18 protein-coding genes and 1 pseudogene are annotated in these 15,934 nt (G+C 43.0%); 11 read left to right on the top strand and 8 right to left on the bottom strand.

The window, feature by feature from the left end; translation table 11 throughout:
* Positions 1-520 precede the first annotated feature (520 nt).
* The gene (locus O9295_RS00870; protein WP_288030983.1) at positions 521-1,516 is read right to left on the bottom strand and encodes a hypothetical protein; all 996 of its coding nucleotides are present in this window, start codon (positions 1,514-1,516) and stop codon (positions 521-523) included.
* Positions 1,517-1,675: 159 nt separating this feature from the next.
* On the opposite strand from O9295_RS00870, the gene O9295_RS00865 reads away from it, so the two are divergent.
* The 5 genes from O9295_RS00865 to O9295_RS00845 all read left to right on the top strand — a co-directional run bounded on the left by O9295_RS00865 (position 1,676) and on the right by O9295_RS00845 (position 5,745).
* A complete protein-coding gene (locus tag O9295_RS00865; protein WP_002758035.1) occupies positions 1,676-1,966 on the top strand; it encodes a YiaA/YiaB family inner membrane protein in 291 nt (96 codons plus the stop codon).
* Between the two features lie 70 nt (positions 1,967-2,036).
* Positions 2,037-2,687: a Coq4 family protein gene (locus O9295_RS00860; RefSeq protein WP_288030981.1), complete on the top strand. Its 651-nt coding sequence runs from the start codon at positions 2,037-2,039 to the stop codon at positions 2,685-2,687.
* Between the two features lie 398 nt (positions 2,688-3,085).
* Positions 3,086-4,225, top strand: coding sequence for a SpoIID/LytB domain-containing protein (locus tag O9295_RS00855; RefSeq protein ID WP_288030978.1), 1,140 nt, complete (start codon positions 3,086-3,088; stop codon positions 4,223-4,225).
* Between the two features lie 269 nt (positions 4,226-4,494).
* Positions 4,495-4,974, top strand: a complete 480-nt coding sequence (gene fabZ / locus O9295_RS00850) for a 3-hydroxyacyl-ACP dehydratase FabZ (RefSeq protein WP_002796485.1) — start codon at positions 4,495-4,497, stop codon at positions 4,972-4,974.
* A gap of 3 nt (positions 4,975-4,977) precedes the next feature.
* Positions 4,978-5,745 carry a TspO-related membrane protein gene (locus O9295_RS00845; RefSeq protein ID WP_288030974.1) on the top strand — a complete coding sequence of 256 codons (768 nt, stop codon included), beginning with the start codon at positions 4,978-4,980 and terminating at the stop codon, positions 5,743-5,745.
* Here the strand turns inward: O9295_RS00845 and O9295_RS00840 are convergent.
* The 3 genes from O9295_RS00840 to O9295_RS00830 all read right to left on the bottom strand — a co-directional run bounded on the left by O9295_RS00840 (position 5,742) and on the right by O9295_RS00830 (position 8,048).
* Positions 5,742-6,206 carry a VOC family protein gene (locus tag O9295_RS00840; protein WP_002796487.1) on the bottom strand — a complete coding sequence of 155 codons (465 nt, stop codon included), beginning with the start codon at positions 6,204-6,206 and terminating at the stop codon, positions 5,742-5,744. The two genes, O9295_RS00845 and O9295_RS00840, sit on opposite strands and share 4 nt — an antisense overlap.
* A 150-nt stretch (positions 6,207-6,356) precedes the next feature.
* Positions 6,357-7,175, bottom strand: a complete 819-nt coding sequence (locus O9295_RS00835) for a SirB1 family protein (protein WP_002796489.1) — start codon at positions 7,173-7,175, stop codon at positions 6,357-6,359.
* A gap of 72 nt (positions 7,176-7,247) precedes the next feature.
* Entirely contained in the window at positions 7,248-8,048 is an 801-nt protein-coding gene (locus O9295_RS00830) for a metallophosphoesterase family protein (protein WP_012268026.1), read from the bottom strand.
* Positions 8,049-8,541: 493 nt separating this feature from the next.
* Here O9295_RS00830 and nagA point away from each other — a divergent pair, with 493 nt between their 5' ends.
* A complete protein-coding gene (gene nagA / locus O9295_RS00825; RefSeq protein ID WP_287972366.1) occupies positions 8,542-9,693 on the top strand; it encodes an N-acetylglucosamine-6-phosphate deacetylase in 1,152 nt (383 codons plus the stop codon).
* Here the strand turns inward: nagA and ccmS are convergent.
* From ccmS to O9295_RS00805, 4 genes are all read right to left on the bottom strand, one after another.
* A complete protein-coding gene (gene ccmS / locus O9295_RS00820) occupies positions 9,649-10,089 on the bottom strand; it encodes a beta-carboxysome assembly chaperone CcmS (RefSeq protein WP_043999379.1) in 441 nt (146 codons plus the stop codon). The two genes, nagA and ccmS, sit on opposite strands and share 45 nt — an antisense overlap.
* A 168-nt stretch (positions 10,090-10,257) precedes the next feature.
* A complete protein-coding gene (locus O9295_RS00815; protein WP_061430636.1) occupies positions 10,258-11,271 on the bottom strand; it encodes an aldo/keto reductase in 1,014 nt (337 codons plus the stop codon).
* Between the two features lie 251 nt (positions 11,272-11,522).
* On the bottom strand, positions 11,523-11,840 hold the full coding sequence (locus O9295_RS00810; RefSeq protein WP_002762345.1) for a slr1957 family protein: 318 nt from the start codon (positions 11,838-11,840) through the stop codon (positions 11,523-11,525).
* Positions 11,841-12,172: 332 nt separating this feature from the next.
* Positions 12,173-12,733, bottom strand: coding sequence for a 5-formyltetrahydrofolate cyclo-ligase (locus O9295_RS00805; RefSeq protein ID WP_046660513.1), 561 nt, complete (start codon positions 12,731-12,733; stop codon positions 12,173-12,175).
* Positions 12,734-12,922: 189 nt separating this feature from the next.
* Here O9295_RS00805 and grxC point away from each other — a divergent pair, with 189 nt between their 5' ends.
* The 5 genes and pseudogenes from grxC to O9295_RS00780 form a co-directional block, all read left to right on the top strand.
* A complete protein-coding gene (gene grxC, locus O9295_RS00800; RefSeq protein ID WP_002751734.1) occupies positions 12,923-13,240 on the top strand; it encodes a glutaredoxin 3 in 318 nt (105 codons plus the stop codon).
* Positions 13,225-13,713, top strand: a complete 489-nt coding sequence (tadA, locus tag O9295_RS00795) for a tRNA adenosine(34) deaminase TadA (protein ID WP_288030970.1) — start codon at positions 13,225-13,227, stop codon at positions 13,711-13,713. Before grxC ends, tadA begins: the two co-directional genes overlap by 16 nt.
* A gap of 84 nt (positions 13,714-13,797) precedes the next feature.
* A complete protein-coding gene (locus tag O9295_RS00790; protein WP_002762339.1) occupies positions 13,798-14,073 on the top strand; it encodes a type II toxin-antitoxin system RelE/ParE family toxin in 276 nt (91 codons plus the stop codon).
* Between the two features lie 12 nt (positions 14,074-14,085).
* Entirely contained in the window at positions 14,086-14,388 is a 303-nt protein-coding gene (locus tag O9295_RS00785; protein ID WP_190381405.1) for a HigA family addiction module antitoxin, read from the top strand.
* Positions 14,389-14,641: 253 nt separating this feature from the next.
* Positions 14,642-15,811: pseudogene (locus O9295_RS00780) on the top strand (leucine-rich repeat protein); the annotation flags it as partial.
* Positions 15,812-15,934: the final 123 nt, after the last annotated feature.

Below are 15,934 nucleotides of genomic sequence, written 5' to 3'. Positions count from 1 at the left end.
ATGATATCAGCGAGACTTGGAAACTATCTCATCAAATTAGTTCCCCCATAGAACCCCCTTGAGCCATCTGGCACACTTTTCTCTTTTTGTCAAATTTTATGTTAAGAAAGATGTGACTAATGGATAGCTTATCAAGGGGGGATTAAGGGGGGATCGGCACTACCATTATCAAGGGATATCCCCCCGCCGATCGGCACCCCCCGTATCAAGGGATATCCCCCCGCCGATCGGCACCCCCCGTATACAGGGCTATCCCCCCGCCGCTCGGCCCCCCCGTTAGCAAGGGATATCCCCCCGCCGAGCGGCACCCCCCGTATCAAGGGATAGCCCCCCGCCTATCGGCACCCCCCTTATCAAGGAGGGCAGGGGGGATCAGAGGCAAAATCTATCTTCTATTTAATTATAACTACTTACTTATTGACAAGATGTTATACCAAATCCGCTTTTAATATTACCACTAACTCTCGATCGAATTTCAAAAACCCAGTTATGGATTTTTCCCCCTACTCCCCACTCCCGATTAAAATTGAATTGCACTCATATCTAGGGATAAAAAGCGATCGAGTCCTAAATACATCCAATAAATAGAGTTTGGGGATTCCTGAATAGTTTTTTGAAATCCCAAGGCGGCGGCTAATTTCTCATAATCGGGATGAATAATCAAAGTATGTAAATCGCAGAGATTAGGAAAATCTAAGGTCATTCTCTGGAGAGTTTTTTGGGCATCTTGCAGAAAAATTAAACGATATTTATCTAAATAATTAGCATCAATCATCCAACTGCGAATAAATACCGAAAGACAATTTTCATCTCCCACGGATGCCATTTTAAAAGGGTCCTGTTCGTTGATCGCACTTAGATGTAAACTCTTGTTAGGAGAGGTAAAAAAATTGGCTTCCGACTCGTTTGCGGTGGGATAGAGGAGATAAAAACCGACGGGATTAAGATTATCTACCCGACGCAAAACTCGCATACCTGTAGTGTAATCTTTTGCCCAACCCCGCAACAGACGAGAAATGCGATGGGGAATTGCTTCAGCATTGCGATTCATCCAGTTATAATTGCGTGTCAGCAAGTTAGCCACAGGAATCGCATCACAACGGGGATTAAATTGATCTAATTGCAATTCTACAGATGATTCTGAGCTATCAGGCTCTAAAATCCCCGTAATTGGCTTGATTTTAATTCTGGTTGTGTTGCCGTCAAAAATTTTTTCAATTAAACCAAGGGCTGCTAATTTATCTAACATCATACCGGCAGAGCGATCGCTGCCCTGATCCTGATCCTGATAAAATAAATCCGATGCTTGCCGATGGGTACAGATAATGGCAGTGGTGGGAAAAATTAACTGGGATAAAGGGGGTTTTGCCTGTCCTTCCTTGGCGATCGCATAAATCCAGAGACGCAGAAAACAAGTGGCACGCACCCGGGTTAATCCCACTCTCCCCACCAAGCACTCGATCATTTGTTCTTGTTTTTCCCAAGAAAACCAAATTTTCAGATGTTTAATCTCCATCTTTTTGCTCCTAGATTCTGACAACGATTATACTTTATACTTCACCCCACTTCACCCCACTTCACCCAAGTTCTCAACCCTCCCCCTACTAGATAGCGCTCATTGTTGTTGCACCTCTAGAACCGACAGAATGGTTCCAGAAACATTTAGGAGACGATTATGAACGATAAAAAATACGGTACTGCTCCCAGTCATACTCAAGCGTGGATTTTTCAAACTTGGTTATCTTTTATTGTCTCTATTTCTGCCACTTCTTTAGGAGTTATTTATCTGCCGGTAGATCCGTGGATTAAAGGTTATTTAGGCATGGGTTTACTATTTAGCGTCGGTTCCACCATTAATCTATCAAAAACTGTCCGCGATGTCGAAGAATCTAAACGCTTAATTAATCGCATTGACGAAGTAAAGTTAGAACGGATCTTGACTCAGTACGATCCTTATAAGGAGTAGTTTTTCTCAGTTATTGGTTATCAGTTTTTTCGATTATTCTAACTCTTTTTTCTGACTTAGGAGAGTTTATATGCTATTCACAACTAATCTCATCGGTGTGACCAAAGGAATAATTTCTCTTTTACAAAATCCTAGTAACATTCCGTCTGTATATGATATTGAAGATGGCTTAAAAGAGAGTTGGTTACAGCGATTATCTTTGCAATATGTTAAAAGCGATCGAGCTACCGCTCAAATAATTGCCCAAAGATATCTAGCCGCTAGTCCCTGTTTAGAAACCCTGCTAAAACTCCCGGAAGATTCCCTAGGTTATCATTATGCTACTCACCTAATTAGTCTCAATTTCGATCCTAATTTTTATCGGTCTATTCAGGTCAATTCTGATACAGATTATCTGCTGCTTCGCCTACGGCAAACTCACGATATCTGGCATATAGTCACGGGTTTTGGTGTCGATGGCATGGGAGAATTGCAACTGAAAGCTTTTGAATTAAGTCAAACTCGTCGCCCTCTAGCTATTGTCATAATTTTAGGGGGATTATTCGGAGCTTTATTTTCTTCGCCACTTTCCTTAGCCTCTCTCTGGGAAGAGATTGTCCTCGCCTATAATTTGGGCAAAAATACTCGACCTTTTTTAGCGCAAAAATGGGAACTAGCTTGGGAGAAATCCCTGCTAGTTTGGCGGCAAGAATTGGCGATTGTCCACTCTTTGCTGGACTAATTAAGTAAGTGGTTATAATTAAATTGAGGATGGATTTTGTCTTTGATCCCCCCTTAATCCTAGGGTTTATTCATAGTAGGGTTGATTCATGAATCAACCCTACCCTTAATCCCCCTTTGATAAGGGGGGTGCCGATCCCCCCTTAATCCCCCCTTGATAAGGGGGGCATATGATAATTTTTAACGCCTCCCTACTTAGAATAATCGACTAAACCGAATAAATCCCGATTAATCGGAGAAAATAAGACGATTTGCCTATTCAGGGGCTAGAGGACAGAAAAATTGTCAGACAATCGGGAAAAAGTGACAGGGGAAAAATTTTTCCGAACCGGAGTAGCAAAAAAATCCCAGTCCGGGTAAAATTGATTATCGATCGATTGTGTGAGGAGTCCGATCCCCATGACCAATAAACACACAGCAAGGCTGCTGAGCAGTTACCTGCAGCGCCTGCCTGCCCATAGCTGGCTCATCCTAGTGTTTTGGGCTTTGATTATCGCTCCAGTCCAAGCTGCTGTCGAATTACGCATTGCCATCAGTAAAGGTGTTAGCGCCGTCTCCGTGGGTAGTTCCACCGATGCTGTGGTGAAAGATGGGGCCGGGAGAGTCCTAGGAGAATTAACCGCCATGAATGCCCTCAATGCTAATCCCAGAGGAAAAGCGGTGGGTTTGGCCGATTGGCAGGCCAGTCAATTGCTCATCGAACCGGAGAATGATGGTTACGTCTGGATTAACGATCGCTGGTATCGAGGACGGACAAGGATCATTCGGCAAGGTTCTGGGGTGACAGCCCTAAATTTAGTCGATTTAGAGGAATATCTCTATAGTGTCGTCGGTGCGGAGGCGATTCCCTCCTGGCCGCAAGAGGCCTTAAAAGCCCAATCCGTGGCGGCGCGCACCTATGCTCTCTACCAAATGAATACTTCCGGCAATCGCATCTACGATCTTGATACTACCACCCGCACCCAAGTTTATAAGGGTCTAGAAAGCGAGTTTACTAGCACCCACGAGGCAGTTAAGGCCACCGCCGGACAAATTATGAGTTTCAACGGCAAACCGATTCTAGCGGTGTTTCACTCCTCCTCTGGGGGCCATACGGAAAATGTCGAGGATGTTTGGAATTCCCCCTTACCCTACCTGCGCGGTGTCATCGATTACGATCAAGTCGCCCCGGTATTTCAATGGTCAAAAAACTTTAGCGCCTGGGAATTAGGCCGTTTAATCGGTGGTGTCGGTCGCGTGCGATCGCTATCTCCCGAAAGGACCACTCCCCACGGACGAGTGATTAGAATGCGTGTAGTAGGCGATCAAGGCTCTAAATTAATCTCTGATACCCAATTACGGCGAATACTCGAGCTGCGTAGTACCCTATTCACGATTTCAGCTGATAACGGTACTTTTGCCATTAATGGTCGCGGTTTCGGTCATGGGATCGGTTTAAGTCAATGGGGCGCTTTTTCCCTCGCCGACCAAGGGGTGACTTATGATCGCATTCTCAGCCATTATTATCAAAATGCTCGTTTAACTGAAATGCCCAACTAAAAAGGCTGTCAGCCATTTCCAGTCAACAGTAAACAGTGAACTGATCACTGATAACAAGGATCGAATCTAAAACCTAATTGGTTAAGCTAAGTAGGGAGGCACAATTATTTGTAGGATGGGTTAGCGGTAGCGTAAACTATGCTGGCGTTGGGTTTCATGCTTCAACCCAACCTACGTTCATCTGATCAGTGATCACTGATAACTGATAACTGATAACTGATAACTGATTGTGAGATAATGTCTAATCTCACTTGTAATTTTTGACTTGCATGACCATCGTTACCGAAGCCTTAACCGAGTTGGAACCAGTCATAAAAACTACCTTTACCGTCGAGGAAATTCGCCAACTACTGCCCCATCGTTATCCCTTTGCCCTAGTTGATCGCATTATTGACTATGTACCTGGTCAAAAGGCCGTTGGCCTAAAAAATGTCACGATCAACGAGCCTTTTTTTCCCGGTCATATTCCCAATCGTCCCTTGATGCCGGGGGTGTTAATTGTTGAATCCATGGCCCAAGTGGGGGGAGTGATTTTGACCCAATTACCTGGGATGAAAGGGAAATTTTTTGCCTTCGCTGGCATTGATAAAACCCGTTTTCGTCGTCCTGTGGTGCCGGGAGATCAATTAATTATGACGGTGGAATTATTATCCTTCAAGATGAATAAAATTGCTAAAATGCAAGGGGAAGCAAGAGTCGATGGGCAATTGGCCGCCCAGGGCGAAATGATGTTTTCTGTCTTTGATTGACCTATGAATTTTGATCGAGATCGTCTCCGACAAGAACTAAATTTATTTGCTATTCTAGGGGCTTTTATTACCAATATTTTCGCTAATATTTTTCCTCTTAAGGGCGAAAATATCGGGGCTATCTCGAATACAGTTTTTCAAGATGTCTTAATTATTCCCGCTAATTATGCTTTTGCGATCTGGGGATTAATTTATCTGGGTTTAATTAGTCTGGGAATTTACCAAGCTTTGGCTTTTAATAAAACTGAACCACGTTTGCGTCGGTTAGGCTACGAATTAGCCATCGCTAGTGCTTGTCAGATTCTCTGGGTAATTCTCTTTCAATTACGTTTTTTTACCCTGTCTTTACTGGCAATGCTAGGCATTTTAATCCCTCTCATCCGGCTTTATCTTCGCTTAGAAATTAATCGCTTGATTGTCAATCGTAAACAGGGTTTATTAGTTAATGCTCCTATTAGTATTTATTTCGCTTGGATTAGCGTGGCCACGATTGTCAATGTCGCTTCGGTGCTAGATTGGATCGACTGGCAGCGATGGGGTCTAACTGACCAGATCTGGACGGTAATAATTCTGCTTATCGGGGCGATAATCGCGATTTTAGTCGGTTTAAACCGAAAAGATCGGGCTTTTATCGGGGTGTTTATCTGGGCTTTTTTGGCGATCGCTGTTAAACAGATTTCTCTGCCTCTAATTGCGATAACGGCGATTATATTAGCGATTATCCTAACTTTTCTGGTTTTTAGTGGCAGTTTTCGTCCTCTGAGTCGTTAAAATGCGGGATCACAGCGAATTTCGACGATAAAGCCATCGGGATCGTAGAAGTAAACCCCCCTGCCAGTCGGACGGGTCACGGGTCCACTAGCAATAGTAATTCCCTGACTTTGTAGCACTTCTAGGGCAAAATCGAAGCATTCGGGGGCAATATCGAAGGCTAAATGGTTGGCACGGGTAAAAGCGATTTCGGGATTGTCGTCGGGAGGGTTTAAATCTGGTTCCCCAAATAGGTCAATTACTGTACCATCGGGGGTGATAAAATTGGCCACTTTTCCCTGGGCAACTAATTCTTTTAAGGTACTGGGAATTTTTTCCCCCACTAATTCCTCTAATCCTAATATTTCCCCATAAAAATGACGAGAAGCCTCCATATCTTTGACGTTGAAAGCGATATGATGGACTTTTCGCAGTTGACCGATTTTGAGTTTTTTTGCGGTTACGGAAGGGCTAATAGTCATCTTAGTTATCAGTTATCAGTAAGGGGTTGGGGGGATTTTTCAGTGAACAGGAATCAGTAATCAGTAATCAGTGAAAAGACAGCACTATTAATCTCATTTAATACTCCTCATTTAATACCGTTAACTGATAACTGATAACTGATTGGCGACTTAAGAGTTAATTTTTTGCAATAATTGTCGAATGGATTCGGCATCTTGAGCGTTGGGTAGGAGAGCGAGATAGAAGCCTAAATCCTGTTGCGCTTGGCTGAGTTGTCCAATTTGATAGTAAACTAAACCTCGATCGCGCAGCTCTAAGGGATGATTAGGAATGAGCAAAAGTAGCAGATCTATTGTCCGAATTGTCTGAGACCATTGTTGACGATTCAGGTAAATATATTTTAAATTAGTCAACAAACGTAACAAAATTTGCTGATTGGTAGCAATATTGAGAAAATGTTCTTCTAATTTAACTGGCTGTTGATAAACCTGACTTAATCTTTCTTGACAGTCCTGTTTAAATAAGATTTCACCACCGTGAAAGGGATCGACAAAAATTTCTACTTCCTCGAAATCGGGACGGATAATAAAATGGCCCGGCATACCAATTCCTACCATGGGAAAATCGATCTGTTTGGCAATCTCTAAATAGATAATCGAGAGAGTGAGCGGAATACCAGTGCGGCGATCGATTACGTCATTTAAGTAGCTATTGCGGGGGTCATAGTATTCTTGGGTATTACCGGTAAATTGTAAATCTTCAAACAAATATTGATTGATAATCTTGACTATTTTTAAAGGATATAATCTATCGGGTAAACGTTTTTTTACCTCCTCAGCCATTAAATTTATTCTATTTAAATAGTGATCAATATTGAGGCGCGGATATTCAAAATTGGCTATTTGTAGGGCTGCCCGAGCTAGATTTATCTCAGGGTCAGGATGTTGAATTGTTTCGATGAAGGCTTGGTATAAGAGTGCAAGGGTCATTAGAAAAGGGTATTAATCAGATTATCAACTATTTTAACCGATCCTTCCGATTTTATCGCTTCTCTTTTCCGATCACCATTCAATATTCAGCAATTTAGATGAGCTTTCCCGGGAGAAGTAGCGAGAAATCTTGTCAAGGTCTAGATTAACCACCGCTTTTTCTAAAGGGATCGTGCGACAATTTTTATTTTGAGACTGCACTTGATAAACTAATTGATTTGTCCAATCTAAAGCAGTTAACCAACCACTTTGAGGATGATAAACCCCAGTTTCAATGTCTAGCCAACCGCTGCCGCGAGCTAGTTGTCCCGGTTTGACATCGGGAAAGGTAAAGGTTAAAGTATGACCTGTGATAATTAGTTTATCCTTGAAATAGGGTTGGGTCATGGCATGAAATTCGTTTCTAATCCAACAAAACTGCTCGTTTGTTTGCTGTTCAAGGGGATATTCTGGTTGTACTCCCGCATGAACTAACCAAATATCTCCTAGGTCTAAATAAGCGGGTAGGGATTGAAACCAATTAATATGCTCGGCGGGTATATTGTTATTATAACTTAGTAGTGTCGCCGCCCCGCCACTCTCGATCCAGCCGTTAAACCATTTTTCAGAAACTTCTTTTCCTGCCAGAGCTTTTAAGAGCATATATTCATGATTTCCTAGGAGACATTGGTAGTTATTTTTGATGACAAAATCCACCACTTCCAAGCTCTGCTGTCCTCGATCGATTAAATCCCCCAGAAAATAAACCTCATCCTCACTATCGGGAGCAACTCGGTTTAATAGTCGCAAAAGTGTCTGAAAACTGCCATGCACATCTCCGATAATAATACGACGCGGTTCTTGAGTCTGTTTCCCTATTTTTTTAAAAAACACACACCCCTCTCTAATTGCTGAGATTGCTACTCTTTTATCGCTAAAAAAGTAGTTTTTATAAGGTCTTAATTTTATTATAGGACAAGCTTTTCCTTCTGACAGTCACTGGTTTTGGGGAACGCCGGAACTGCGGGAGAAAGGCTGTAAGTAGGTGGGTGGAATTAAATATAAGATGAACTTAGGTTGGGTTGAAGCATGAAACCCAACTACCGCATGGGTTACGCTACCGCTAACCCATCCTACAAATAATTGTGCCTCCCTACTTAATTGTTTTGTAAAGTATTTTTGCAATCTCTGGGCAGGGAGCGGACAGGTTATGGTATTATTTTTTTATGATGAGTTTTTATATAATTGGACGTAAGTGTATATCATTAAACGCAAAGATTCCCATTGTATAAAAAAGTATCTCAAAAAAATGCCCACTTGTCAAGCATTATCAAAAAAAAAGTTTTTTTTTGAGATTATAATAAAAAAAAATTAGTTTTCTGCTTCTATGATAACCCTAATTAACGCTAGAATTCCCGCCCATCAGGATCGACAACAAATAGAGATAAATGCTGCGGGAAAGATCGAGAGAATCACGGAGATGGGGGGAAAGACAAGAGGGGAAAAGATTATCGATATGGAAGGGGATTGGCTATCGTTGGGAGGAGTAGATTTACAGATCAACGGAGGATTAGGATTAGCATTTCCCGACTTAGAAATAACAGATCTAGAAAAGTTAGATAAGATTAGCGATTATCTTGAGAATCAGGGCATTGATAGTTATCTGCCCACCTTAGTAACCACGTCTGTGGAGAAATTTCAAAAATCCCTCTCAGTAATTGCCAAATATATCGAGAAACAGAAACAGGAAAATCGAGCGAGCGCGCAGGTTTTAGGAGTACATTTAGAGGGACCATTTTTAAACTATGAAAAAAGGGGGGCGCATCCGGCCCAATATCTTTTAAACCCAAGTATAGAAACAGTAGATAAAATCTTTGGGGACTACTTATCGATCGTAAAAATTATTACCCTAGCCCCAGAATTAGATAGTAGCGGTATGGTGATTAAATACTTAAGCGATCGAGGGATTACCGTCAGTTTAGGACATTCGCAAGCGAGTCAAGAAATAGCAAAAGAAGCCTTTTTACAGGGGGCAAAAATGGTTACTCATGCCTTTAATGCCATGCCTCCTTTACACCATCGTCAACCGGGGTTATTAGGGGAAGCAATTATCAATCGCGAGGTGTATTGTGGGTTAATTGCCGATGGTCAACACATCCATCCAACCATGATAGAATTATTACTAAAAGCCAGTAATTATCATCGAGGAATTTTCTTAGTTAGTGATGCTTTAGCGCCGATCGGTTTAGAAGATGGTGTCTATCCTTGGGACGAGAGAGAAATTGAAGTTAAACAGGGAACAGCAAGACTTTTTGACGGTACTTTAGCGGGAACAACCTTACCCTTATTACAAGGAGTAGCCAATTTAGTTAACTGGGGAATATGTGATTTAGAAACGGCGATTCTTTTAGGGACAGAATCCCCCAGAAAAGCGATCGGATTAGCGGGTTTATCGGTGGGACAACCTGCCAACTTTTTGCGCTGGCAATCGGCATCAAATTGGGAAAGATTGGATTTCCGCCAGCATTTTGGCCTCTAACTGTTGAATGAGGGTATCGAGATCCACTTCGAGGCGATCAAAACATTCAGGAGGGGAAAGATCGGGTTGAAAATAAATCAATTTTACCTGACCATCACCGATAGCGACTATAGCCACTTCTTCCCTGGGATTATAGCGGTAAATAATCCCAAGCATCTCTTGAATTTTACAATTAACCTTGCGATTTAATTTCTCTAGAGCCTCCCTAGAACAACAGACAAAATGGGGCTGGGGTTTAAGATCGATGCCCAGGGTTTCTTGGGCATCTTCTCCCCATTCCGAGAGTAAACCCCACATTAAACCGGCTAATTCCTGTTGATTTTCTTGCACGAATTGATCTAATTGATAGCGCCATTGATTAGCGGGATCATCGGGGATTGGTTGTTCAAATCTCATCATTAGCCTCTTTTCAGTTATCAGTCTTCAGTTATCAGTTATCAGTTATCAGTCCTTGATAAGGGGTGTGCCGATCCCCCCTACCCCCCTTGATAAGGGGGGTGCCGATAGGCGGGGGGATCCCCCTTAATAAGGGGGGAAAGCTGACAATTTTTAACACCTACCTACTTAACGACGGTACTCATCACCGCAATCACCGATTAACTGCAATAAATCCTGGGATTTTTGCAAGACATGATCAATTTTTTGATAGTCTTGGGGGGATAATTGAAAATCGAAAATACGGGCATTTTCTTGGATATGTTCAGCAACACCCAAACGCACCCCGATAATTGCCCCAGCTACGGCTTTTTGTTCGAGAACGTAACGCACTGCCACATTAGGAATGGTGACATGATAGGAATCAGCGATCGCTTTAAGAACGGTTAATAATTCTTGGAATAATTGCCAGTTTCCCCAAGCATTGATCATGTTTTTATATTTCCGTAAACTAGCGGTATTGAGACTCATGGGATTGGGTTCAGGATGACCGAGATATTTTGCCCCTAATAAGCCTCCTGCTAGAGTACCATAGGCGAGTAGATAGATGTTATGTTCTTGGCAAAATTGTGCCATTTTGACGAGGGGACGGCGATCGATTAGAGAAAACTGGACTTGATTGGAGACTATTTTAATCCCGGTGCTGAGAATAATTTTTAAATGTTCCGTGTCGAAATTAGTCAATGCTAGGTGTTTAATTTTGCCTTCCTGTTGTAATTCTCCTAAAAAATATAAGGCATCTAGATAATTTTTATCGCGATAATCCCACCAGTGAAACTGCAATAAATCGAGACTATCCACATCCATACGACGTAGGGAAATAGCGATATTTTTTGCGACTATTTCCTTAGTCATTTTACCCGGACGGGGAACCCATTTAGTGAAAGCTTGCAGATTATTTAAAGCATCAATGCCCCTTTGGGCGACTAATTGACGACGAAATTCACCGATAAAATCTTCGGCCGGACCGTAATGATCGGCCAGATCCCAAGTGGTGAAACCGGCATCTAGATAGGAGAACATACTAGGGATCGCTTTTTGGGGTGCGATCGAACCATGGGCGCCTGAAACTTGCCACATTCCGTTCAAAATACGACAAATTTCCAGATCGGGGGTAAACTGTAAGCGACGAGATTCGGACATGGGGACTTTTCAGTGTTGCCAAAGGCACGGCGTAGCCGTCCAGTAAACAGTAAACAGTAATCAGTGAAAAGACAGCAGAAAACTGCCATTGAATACTGCTCACTTAATATTCTATTCTCCTACTGACCACTAATCACCGATTACTGATTCAAGACAGATCGATCGTCCCTGTCTGGAAAAACGCAGTCAAGGGGAAGACTTTCGGAAAAATCTCCCCCTGTTTAGGTTTTTGCTGCTCAATTTTTGCCCGGTTAATATTCCACTTCCAATCGCGCTGCGGTGACAGCATCAAAAGCGAAAGCGAGAACTATAGGCATGGGACAAGCGAGGGTGATACAGAGAATTAAAGCTGTCAAAGTCAATCCGATCGCCACTCCTAACCAAAGTTTTTCGGCAGGGGATAGACCTTTTTGGCGCTTAATGTTTTGTAACACTTTGGTGGGAATTGGTTCTGGCATCACGGCATTGGGAGGGAATGCCCAATAATTACTGTAGCGTTCGAGAAATAGCTCTGTCCAGCCGTTTTCTTGACACCATTCTTGAATCCATGGTTCGTGAAAGTGTTTCATTGCTTCCCTGTTGACTTTTTCCGGTGATTACTATAAACATCTCTTGATGTGAATTTCATCCTAGCAAAGCTATCTTAAGGGTCGATCGGATTCAATAAAACTTAATATAATACTAAATCTGTTGAGTATAGGCTACATATCAGGACAGGCAAAAGGCAACCCCCCCAACCCCCCCCGACATCGGGGGGGCAAGAGGCAAAAGGGGGAATAAATAATCAGTCTTTAATAACCGGATTTAGTGTAAGCTTGCAGCCGTCGGCTGTCAGCCATCAGCTTGTTACTTTCTAGGGATCAGCTTGGGGATTGGGTGTGAGGGAATAGGGAAATAATTGTTAAAAAATTTCGGTTCTCGATTCGGTACAGATTGCCTGTAATTTTTGATCCCAAGTATCGAGGGGAAGGGTATCGAGATAGGCAAAGTCAAAGACAATCCCGATCGAGGGGATAGCTTGCCATTCGGGGGAATGTAAGAGACGATCAAAATAACCCCCCCCGTAACCTAAGCGATAACCTTGGCGATCGCAAGCGACGGCGGGAATTAATAGTAAGTCCACTTCAGCCGGTAAAATGAGAGGGGCGATCGCTGTTGGTTCATAGATGCCATAACGATTTAATTCTAGGGGATCGTCGGCAGTCCAACAGTGCCAAGTCAGGCTATCTCCGTCACAACGGGGAAAACCCCAGCGATGGTGTTGGCAAAATAAGGAACTTAAATCCGGCTCTTGACGATAACTGAAGTAAGCGAGAATGGTTTTAGCGTGCTGAAAGAGGGGTAAAGATTGTAAATTTTTGCAAAGTTGCTGACTATTTTCTTGCCAAATATGCTTAGGAAGCGATCGTCTTTGGGTAATTAGTTGTTTGCGTAATTGGGCTTTTTTGGTAGCAGAATCCATAAAATAGAGATAAATAGGAGAGTAAGTAGCTGGTTATAATTAAATTGAAGATGGATCCCCCCTTAATAAGGGGGGTGTCGATCCCTCCTTAATCCCCCCTTAATAAGGGGGGTGTCGATCCCCCCTTAATCCCCCCTTAATAAGGGGGGCATCTGACAGTTTTTAACACCTAACTACTTAGTAAGAACGATGCTAAATCTATTTAACTCGCTTTTTGGGCGTTATAACGAGAATATCAAGGCCAATGTGGAAATTTACACCTGGGCAACTTGTCCCTACTGTATTCGTGCTAAATGGTTGCTGGGTTGGAAAGGGGTAAAATACACCGAATACAAGATTGATGGGGATGAAAGCGCCCGTCAAGCCATGGCCGAACGGTCCAACGGTAAACGCAGTGTACCACAGATTTTTATTAATAATGAACATATCGGTGGTTGTGATGATTTGTATGCTTTGGATGGTCAGAAAAAATTAGATAATTTACTGGCTAAATGTGGGACTATCTAAAGTCTATTGATGAAAAAGCCTATGAGAAACATCGGCAATGGATGCGGTTAGCTTTAAATTTAGCGGCAACTGCGGGGGATCGGGGTGATGTACCTGTGGGAGCGGTTATCGTGGATAAAGAGGGACATTTAATCGCTCAAGGGGCTAATTGCAAGGAAAAACACCATGATCCCACCGCTCACGCCGAAATTCTGGCGATTCGTGCCGCTAGTCAAGTGTTAGGCAATTGGCACTTAAATGATTGTACCCTCTACGTCACCCTCGAACCCTGTCCCATGTGTGCCGGGGCAATCATTCAGGCTAGATTAGGATTATTAGTGTACGGTGCTGACGATCCCAAAACAGGAGTTATCCGCACTGTGGCTAATTTTATTGATAGTCCTTTTTCTAACCATCGTTTACCGGTAATTGCGGGAATTTTAGCCAAGGAATCGGGGGAATTATTACAAACATGGTTTGAGAAAAAAAGATGAGAAAAATTTGAGTAATTATCGGGACGGTTGATAAATTTAGCTAAATTTATCAAATTATTGCCTTAGACATGACAAAAATAACCCATGATTAAAAGCTTTCGATGTAAAGATACAGAAAAGCTTTATAATAAGCAGTTTGTTAAAAAGTTTTCTGGGATTGAACGATTAGCGATCAAAAGATTGCGTATTTTAGAAAGTGCTAATACACTAGAAGCATTGGCAGGATTGCCGAGTAACCGCTTAGAACGTTTAAAAGGAGATAGAATCGGTCAATATAGTATTCGTGTCAATGACCAGTATCGTATTTGTTTCTCATGGGATGATGCAGCTACTAATGTTGAAATTGTTGATTATCATTAAGGAGAATTCACGATGAATAATTGGAAAAGTCCTATCCACCCCGGTGAAATTTTAGCTGATGAATTAGAGGAAATTAATCTTGATGTTTCTCAGCTTGCCACAAGAATTAATATCTCTGAGAATGAACTTGAGCAAATTCTCAAGGGACAAGGAAATATCACGGGAGATATTGCTTTAAAATTAGGGCGTTTTTTTAATACAGGGGCAGAAATTTGGATGAATTTACAAAAAGTTTATGAGTTAGATATAGCGAGGGAAAAGTTAGGAAATACCCTCGAAGAAATTATTCCTTATCAATCCCTGTCTTCAGGATAAATTCTCTTGAATTCTATAATTATTCATTTGACATACTGGCTGCATCTCACATTTGCAGAAATAGCGACAATCAGCAATTATCAGTCATCCCCAAACTGATACAAATGTATGAATAACCGCGTGTGGGAGTTAATCATACTATTAAAAACGGATTTGGTATTACCGTTAACAGTGGACTAGCTGATCACCACCAGTTGCATTAACCCGATACTTTTGCCAAAATGGAGTAAATATAGTAGCGGGGGGATGGTCAATGACAGCACAGGAAGTATTAGAGTTAATTCAACGGGCAAAGGACGAAGGAGCGCGGAGGTTGTATCTGTACAACAAAAACTTAACAGAAATTCCCCCCGAAATCGCTCAACTCACCCGCCTGCAAAGCATCCACCTCAGCAATAACCAAATCAGGGAGATTCCAGAAGCGCTCGCTCAACTCACCTCCCTGTTCTACCTCGACCTCAGCAATAACCAAATCAGCGAGATTCCAGAAGCGCTCGCTCGACTCACCCGCCTGGGAGACCTCCACCTCAGCAATAACCAAATCAGGGAGATTCCAGAAGCGCTCGCTCAACTCACCTCCCTGGTAGACCTCTACCTCAGCAATAACCAAATCAGCGAGATTCCAGAAGCGCTCGCTCACCTCACCTCCCTGCGATTCCTCATCCTCCGCAATAACCAAATCAGGGAGATTCCAGAAGCACTCGCTCAACTCACCTCCCTGCAAAGCCTCGACCTCAGCAATAACCAAATCAGGGAGATTCCAGAAGCGCTCGCTCAACTTCCCTTCCTGCGATTCCTCCACCTCAACAATAACCAAATCAGCGAGATTCCAGAAGCACTCGCTCAACTTACCTCCCTGTACAGCCTCGACCTCAGCAATAACCAAATCAGGAAGATTCCAGAAGCGCTCGCTCACCTCACCCGCCTGGGAGACCTCGACCTCAACCATAACCAAATCAGCGAGATTCCAGAAGCGCTCGCTCACCTCACCTCCCTGCAGCGCCTCGACCTCAACCATAACCAAATCAGCGAGATTCCAGAAGCGCTCGCTCAACTTACCTCCCTGAGAGACCTCTACCTCAGCAATAACCAAATCAGGAAGATACCAGAAGCGCTCGCTCAACTTACCTCCCTGAGAGACCTCGACCTCAGCAATAACCAAATCAGGAAGATTCCAGAAGCGCTCGCTCGACTTACCTCCCTGGAAGACCTCTACCTCAGCAATAACCAAATCAGGAAGATTCCAGAAGCGCTCGCTCGACTTACCTCCCTGGTACGCCTCGACCTCAGCAATAACCAAATCAGGAAGATTCCAGAAGCGCTCGCTCAACTTCCCTACCTGCAATACCTCTACCTCAGCAATGAGATACCAGAAGCGCTCGCTCAACTTACCTCCCTGCAACGCCTCGACCTCAGCAATAACCCAGGGGACCTGCGTAGGAATAATATCCCAGCCAGACAGTCGCTCTGTAGAAGAATCAGACAAGCCATAAATGGTACATTATCAAAGCGCAAGTCCCCAGCGAGAAACCAACAACGATGACAC

Origin of the sequence: Microcystis sp. LE18-22.4A, assembly GCF_027531105.1 — a bacterium.
GTDB lineage: Bacteria > Cyanobacteriota > Cyanobacteriia > Cyanobacteriales > Microcystaceae > Microcystis > Microcystis aeruginosa.
This window is presented reverse-complemented; position numbering and strand designations above follow the sequence as displayed.

Excerpts from the sequence above, each read along its gene's own strand:
- O9295_RS00870 (WP_288030983.1), bottom strand. The coding sequence starts at position 1,516 with ATGGAGATTAAACATCTGAAAATTTGGTTTTCTTGGGAAAAACAAGAA.
- O9295_RS00865 (WP_002758035.1), top strand. The coding sequence starts at position 1,676 with ATGAACGATAAAAAATACGGTACTGCTCCCAGTCATACTCAAGCGTGG.
- O9295_RS00860 (WP_288030981.1), top strand. The coding sequence starts at position 2,037 with ATGCTATTCACAACTAATCTCATCGGTGTGACCAAAGGAATAATTTCT.
- O9295_RS00855 (WP_288030978.1), top strand. The coding sequence starts at position 3,086 with ATGACCAATAAACACACAGCAAGGCTGCTGAGCAGTTACCTGCAGCGC.
- fabZ (WP_002796485.1), top strand. The coding sequence starts at position 4,495 with ATGACCATCGTTACCGAAGCCTTAACCGAGTTGGAACCAGTCATAAAA.
- O9295_RS00845 (WP_288030974.1), top strand. The coding sequence starts at position 4,978 with ATGAATTTTGATCGAGATCGTCTCCGACAAGAACTAAATTTATTTGCT.
- O9295_RS00840 (WP_002796487.1), bottom strand. The coding sequence starts at position 6,206 with ATGACTATTAGCCCTTCCGTAACCGCAAAAAAACTCAAAATCGGTCAA.
- O9295_RS00835 (WP_002796489.1), bottom strand. The coding sequence starts at position 7,175 with ATGACCCTTGCACTCTTATACCAAGCCTTCATCGAAACAATTCAACAT.
- nagA (WP_287972366.1), top strand. The coding sequence starts at position 8,542 with ATGATAACCCTAATTAACGCTAGAATTCCCGCCCATCAGGATCGACAA.
- ccmS (WP_043999379.1), bottom strand. The coding sequence starts at position 10,089 with ATGAGATTTGAACAACCAATCCCCGATGATCCCGCTAATCAATGGCGC.
- O9295_RS00815 (WP_061430636.1), bottom strand. The coding sequence starts at position 11,271 with ATGTCCGAATCTCGTCGCTTACAGTTTACCCCCGATCTGGAAATTTGT.
- O9295_RS00810 (WP_002762345.1), bottom strand. The coding sequence starts at position 11,840 with ATGAAACACTTTCACGAACCATGGATTCAAGAATGGTGTCAAGAAAAC.
- O9295_RS00805 (WP_046660513.1), bottom strand. The coding sequence starts at position 12,733 with ATGGATTCTGCTACCAAAAAAGCCCAATTACGCAAACAACTAATTACC.
- grxC (WP_002751734.1), top strand. The coding sequence starts at position 12,923 with ATGCTAAATCTATTTAACTCGCTTTTTGGGCGTTATAACGAGAATATC.
- tadA (WP_288030970.1), top strand. The coding sequence starts at position 13,225 with ATGTGGGACTATCTAAAGTCTATTGATGAAAAAGCCTATGAGAAACAT.
- O9295_RS00790 (WP_002762339.1), top strand. The coding sequence starts at position 13,798 with ATGATTAAAAGCTTTCGATGTAAAGATACAGAAAAGCTTTATAATAAG.
- O9295_RS00785 (WP_190381405.1), top strand. The coding sequence starts at position 14,086 with ATGAATAATTGGAAAAGTCCTATCCACCCCGGTGAAATTTTAGCTGAT.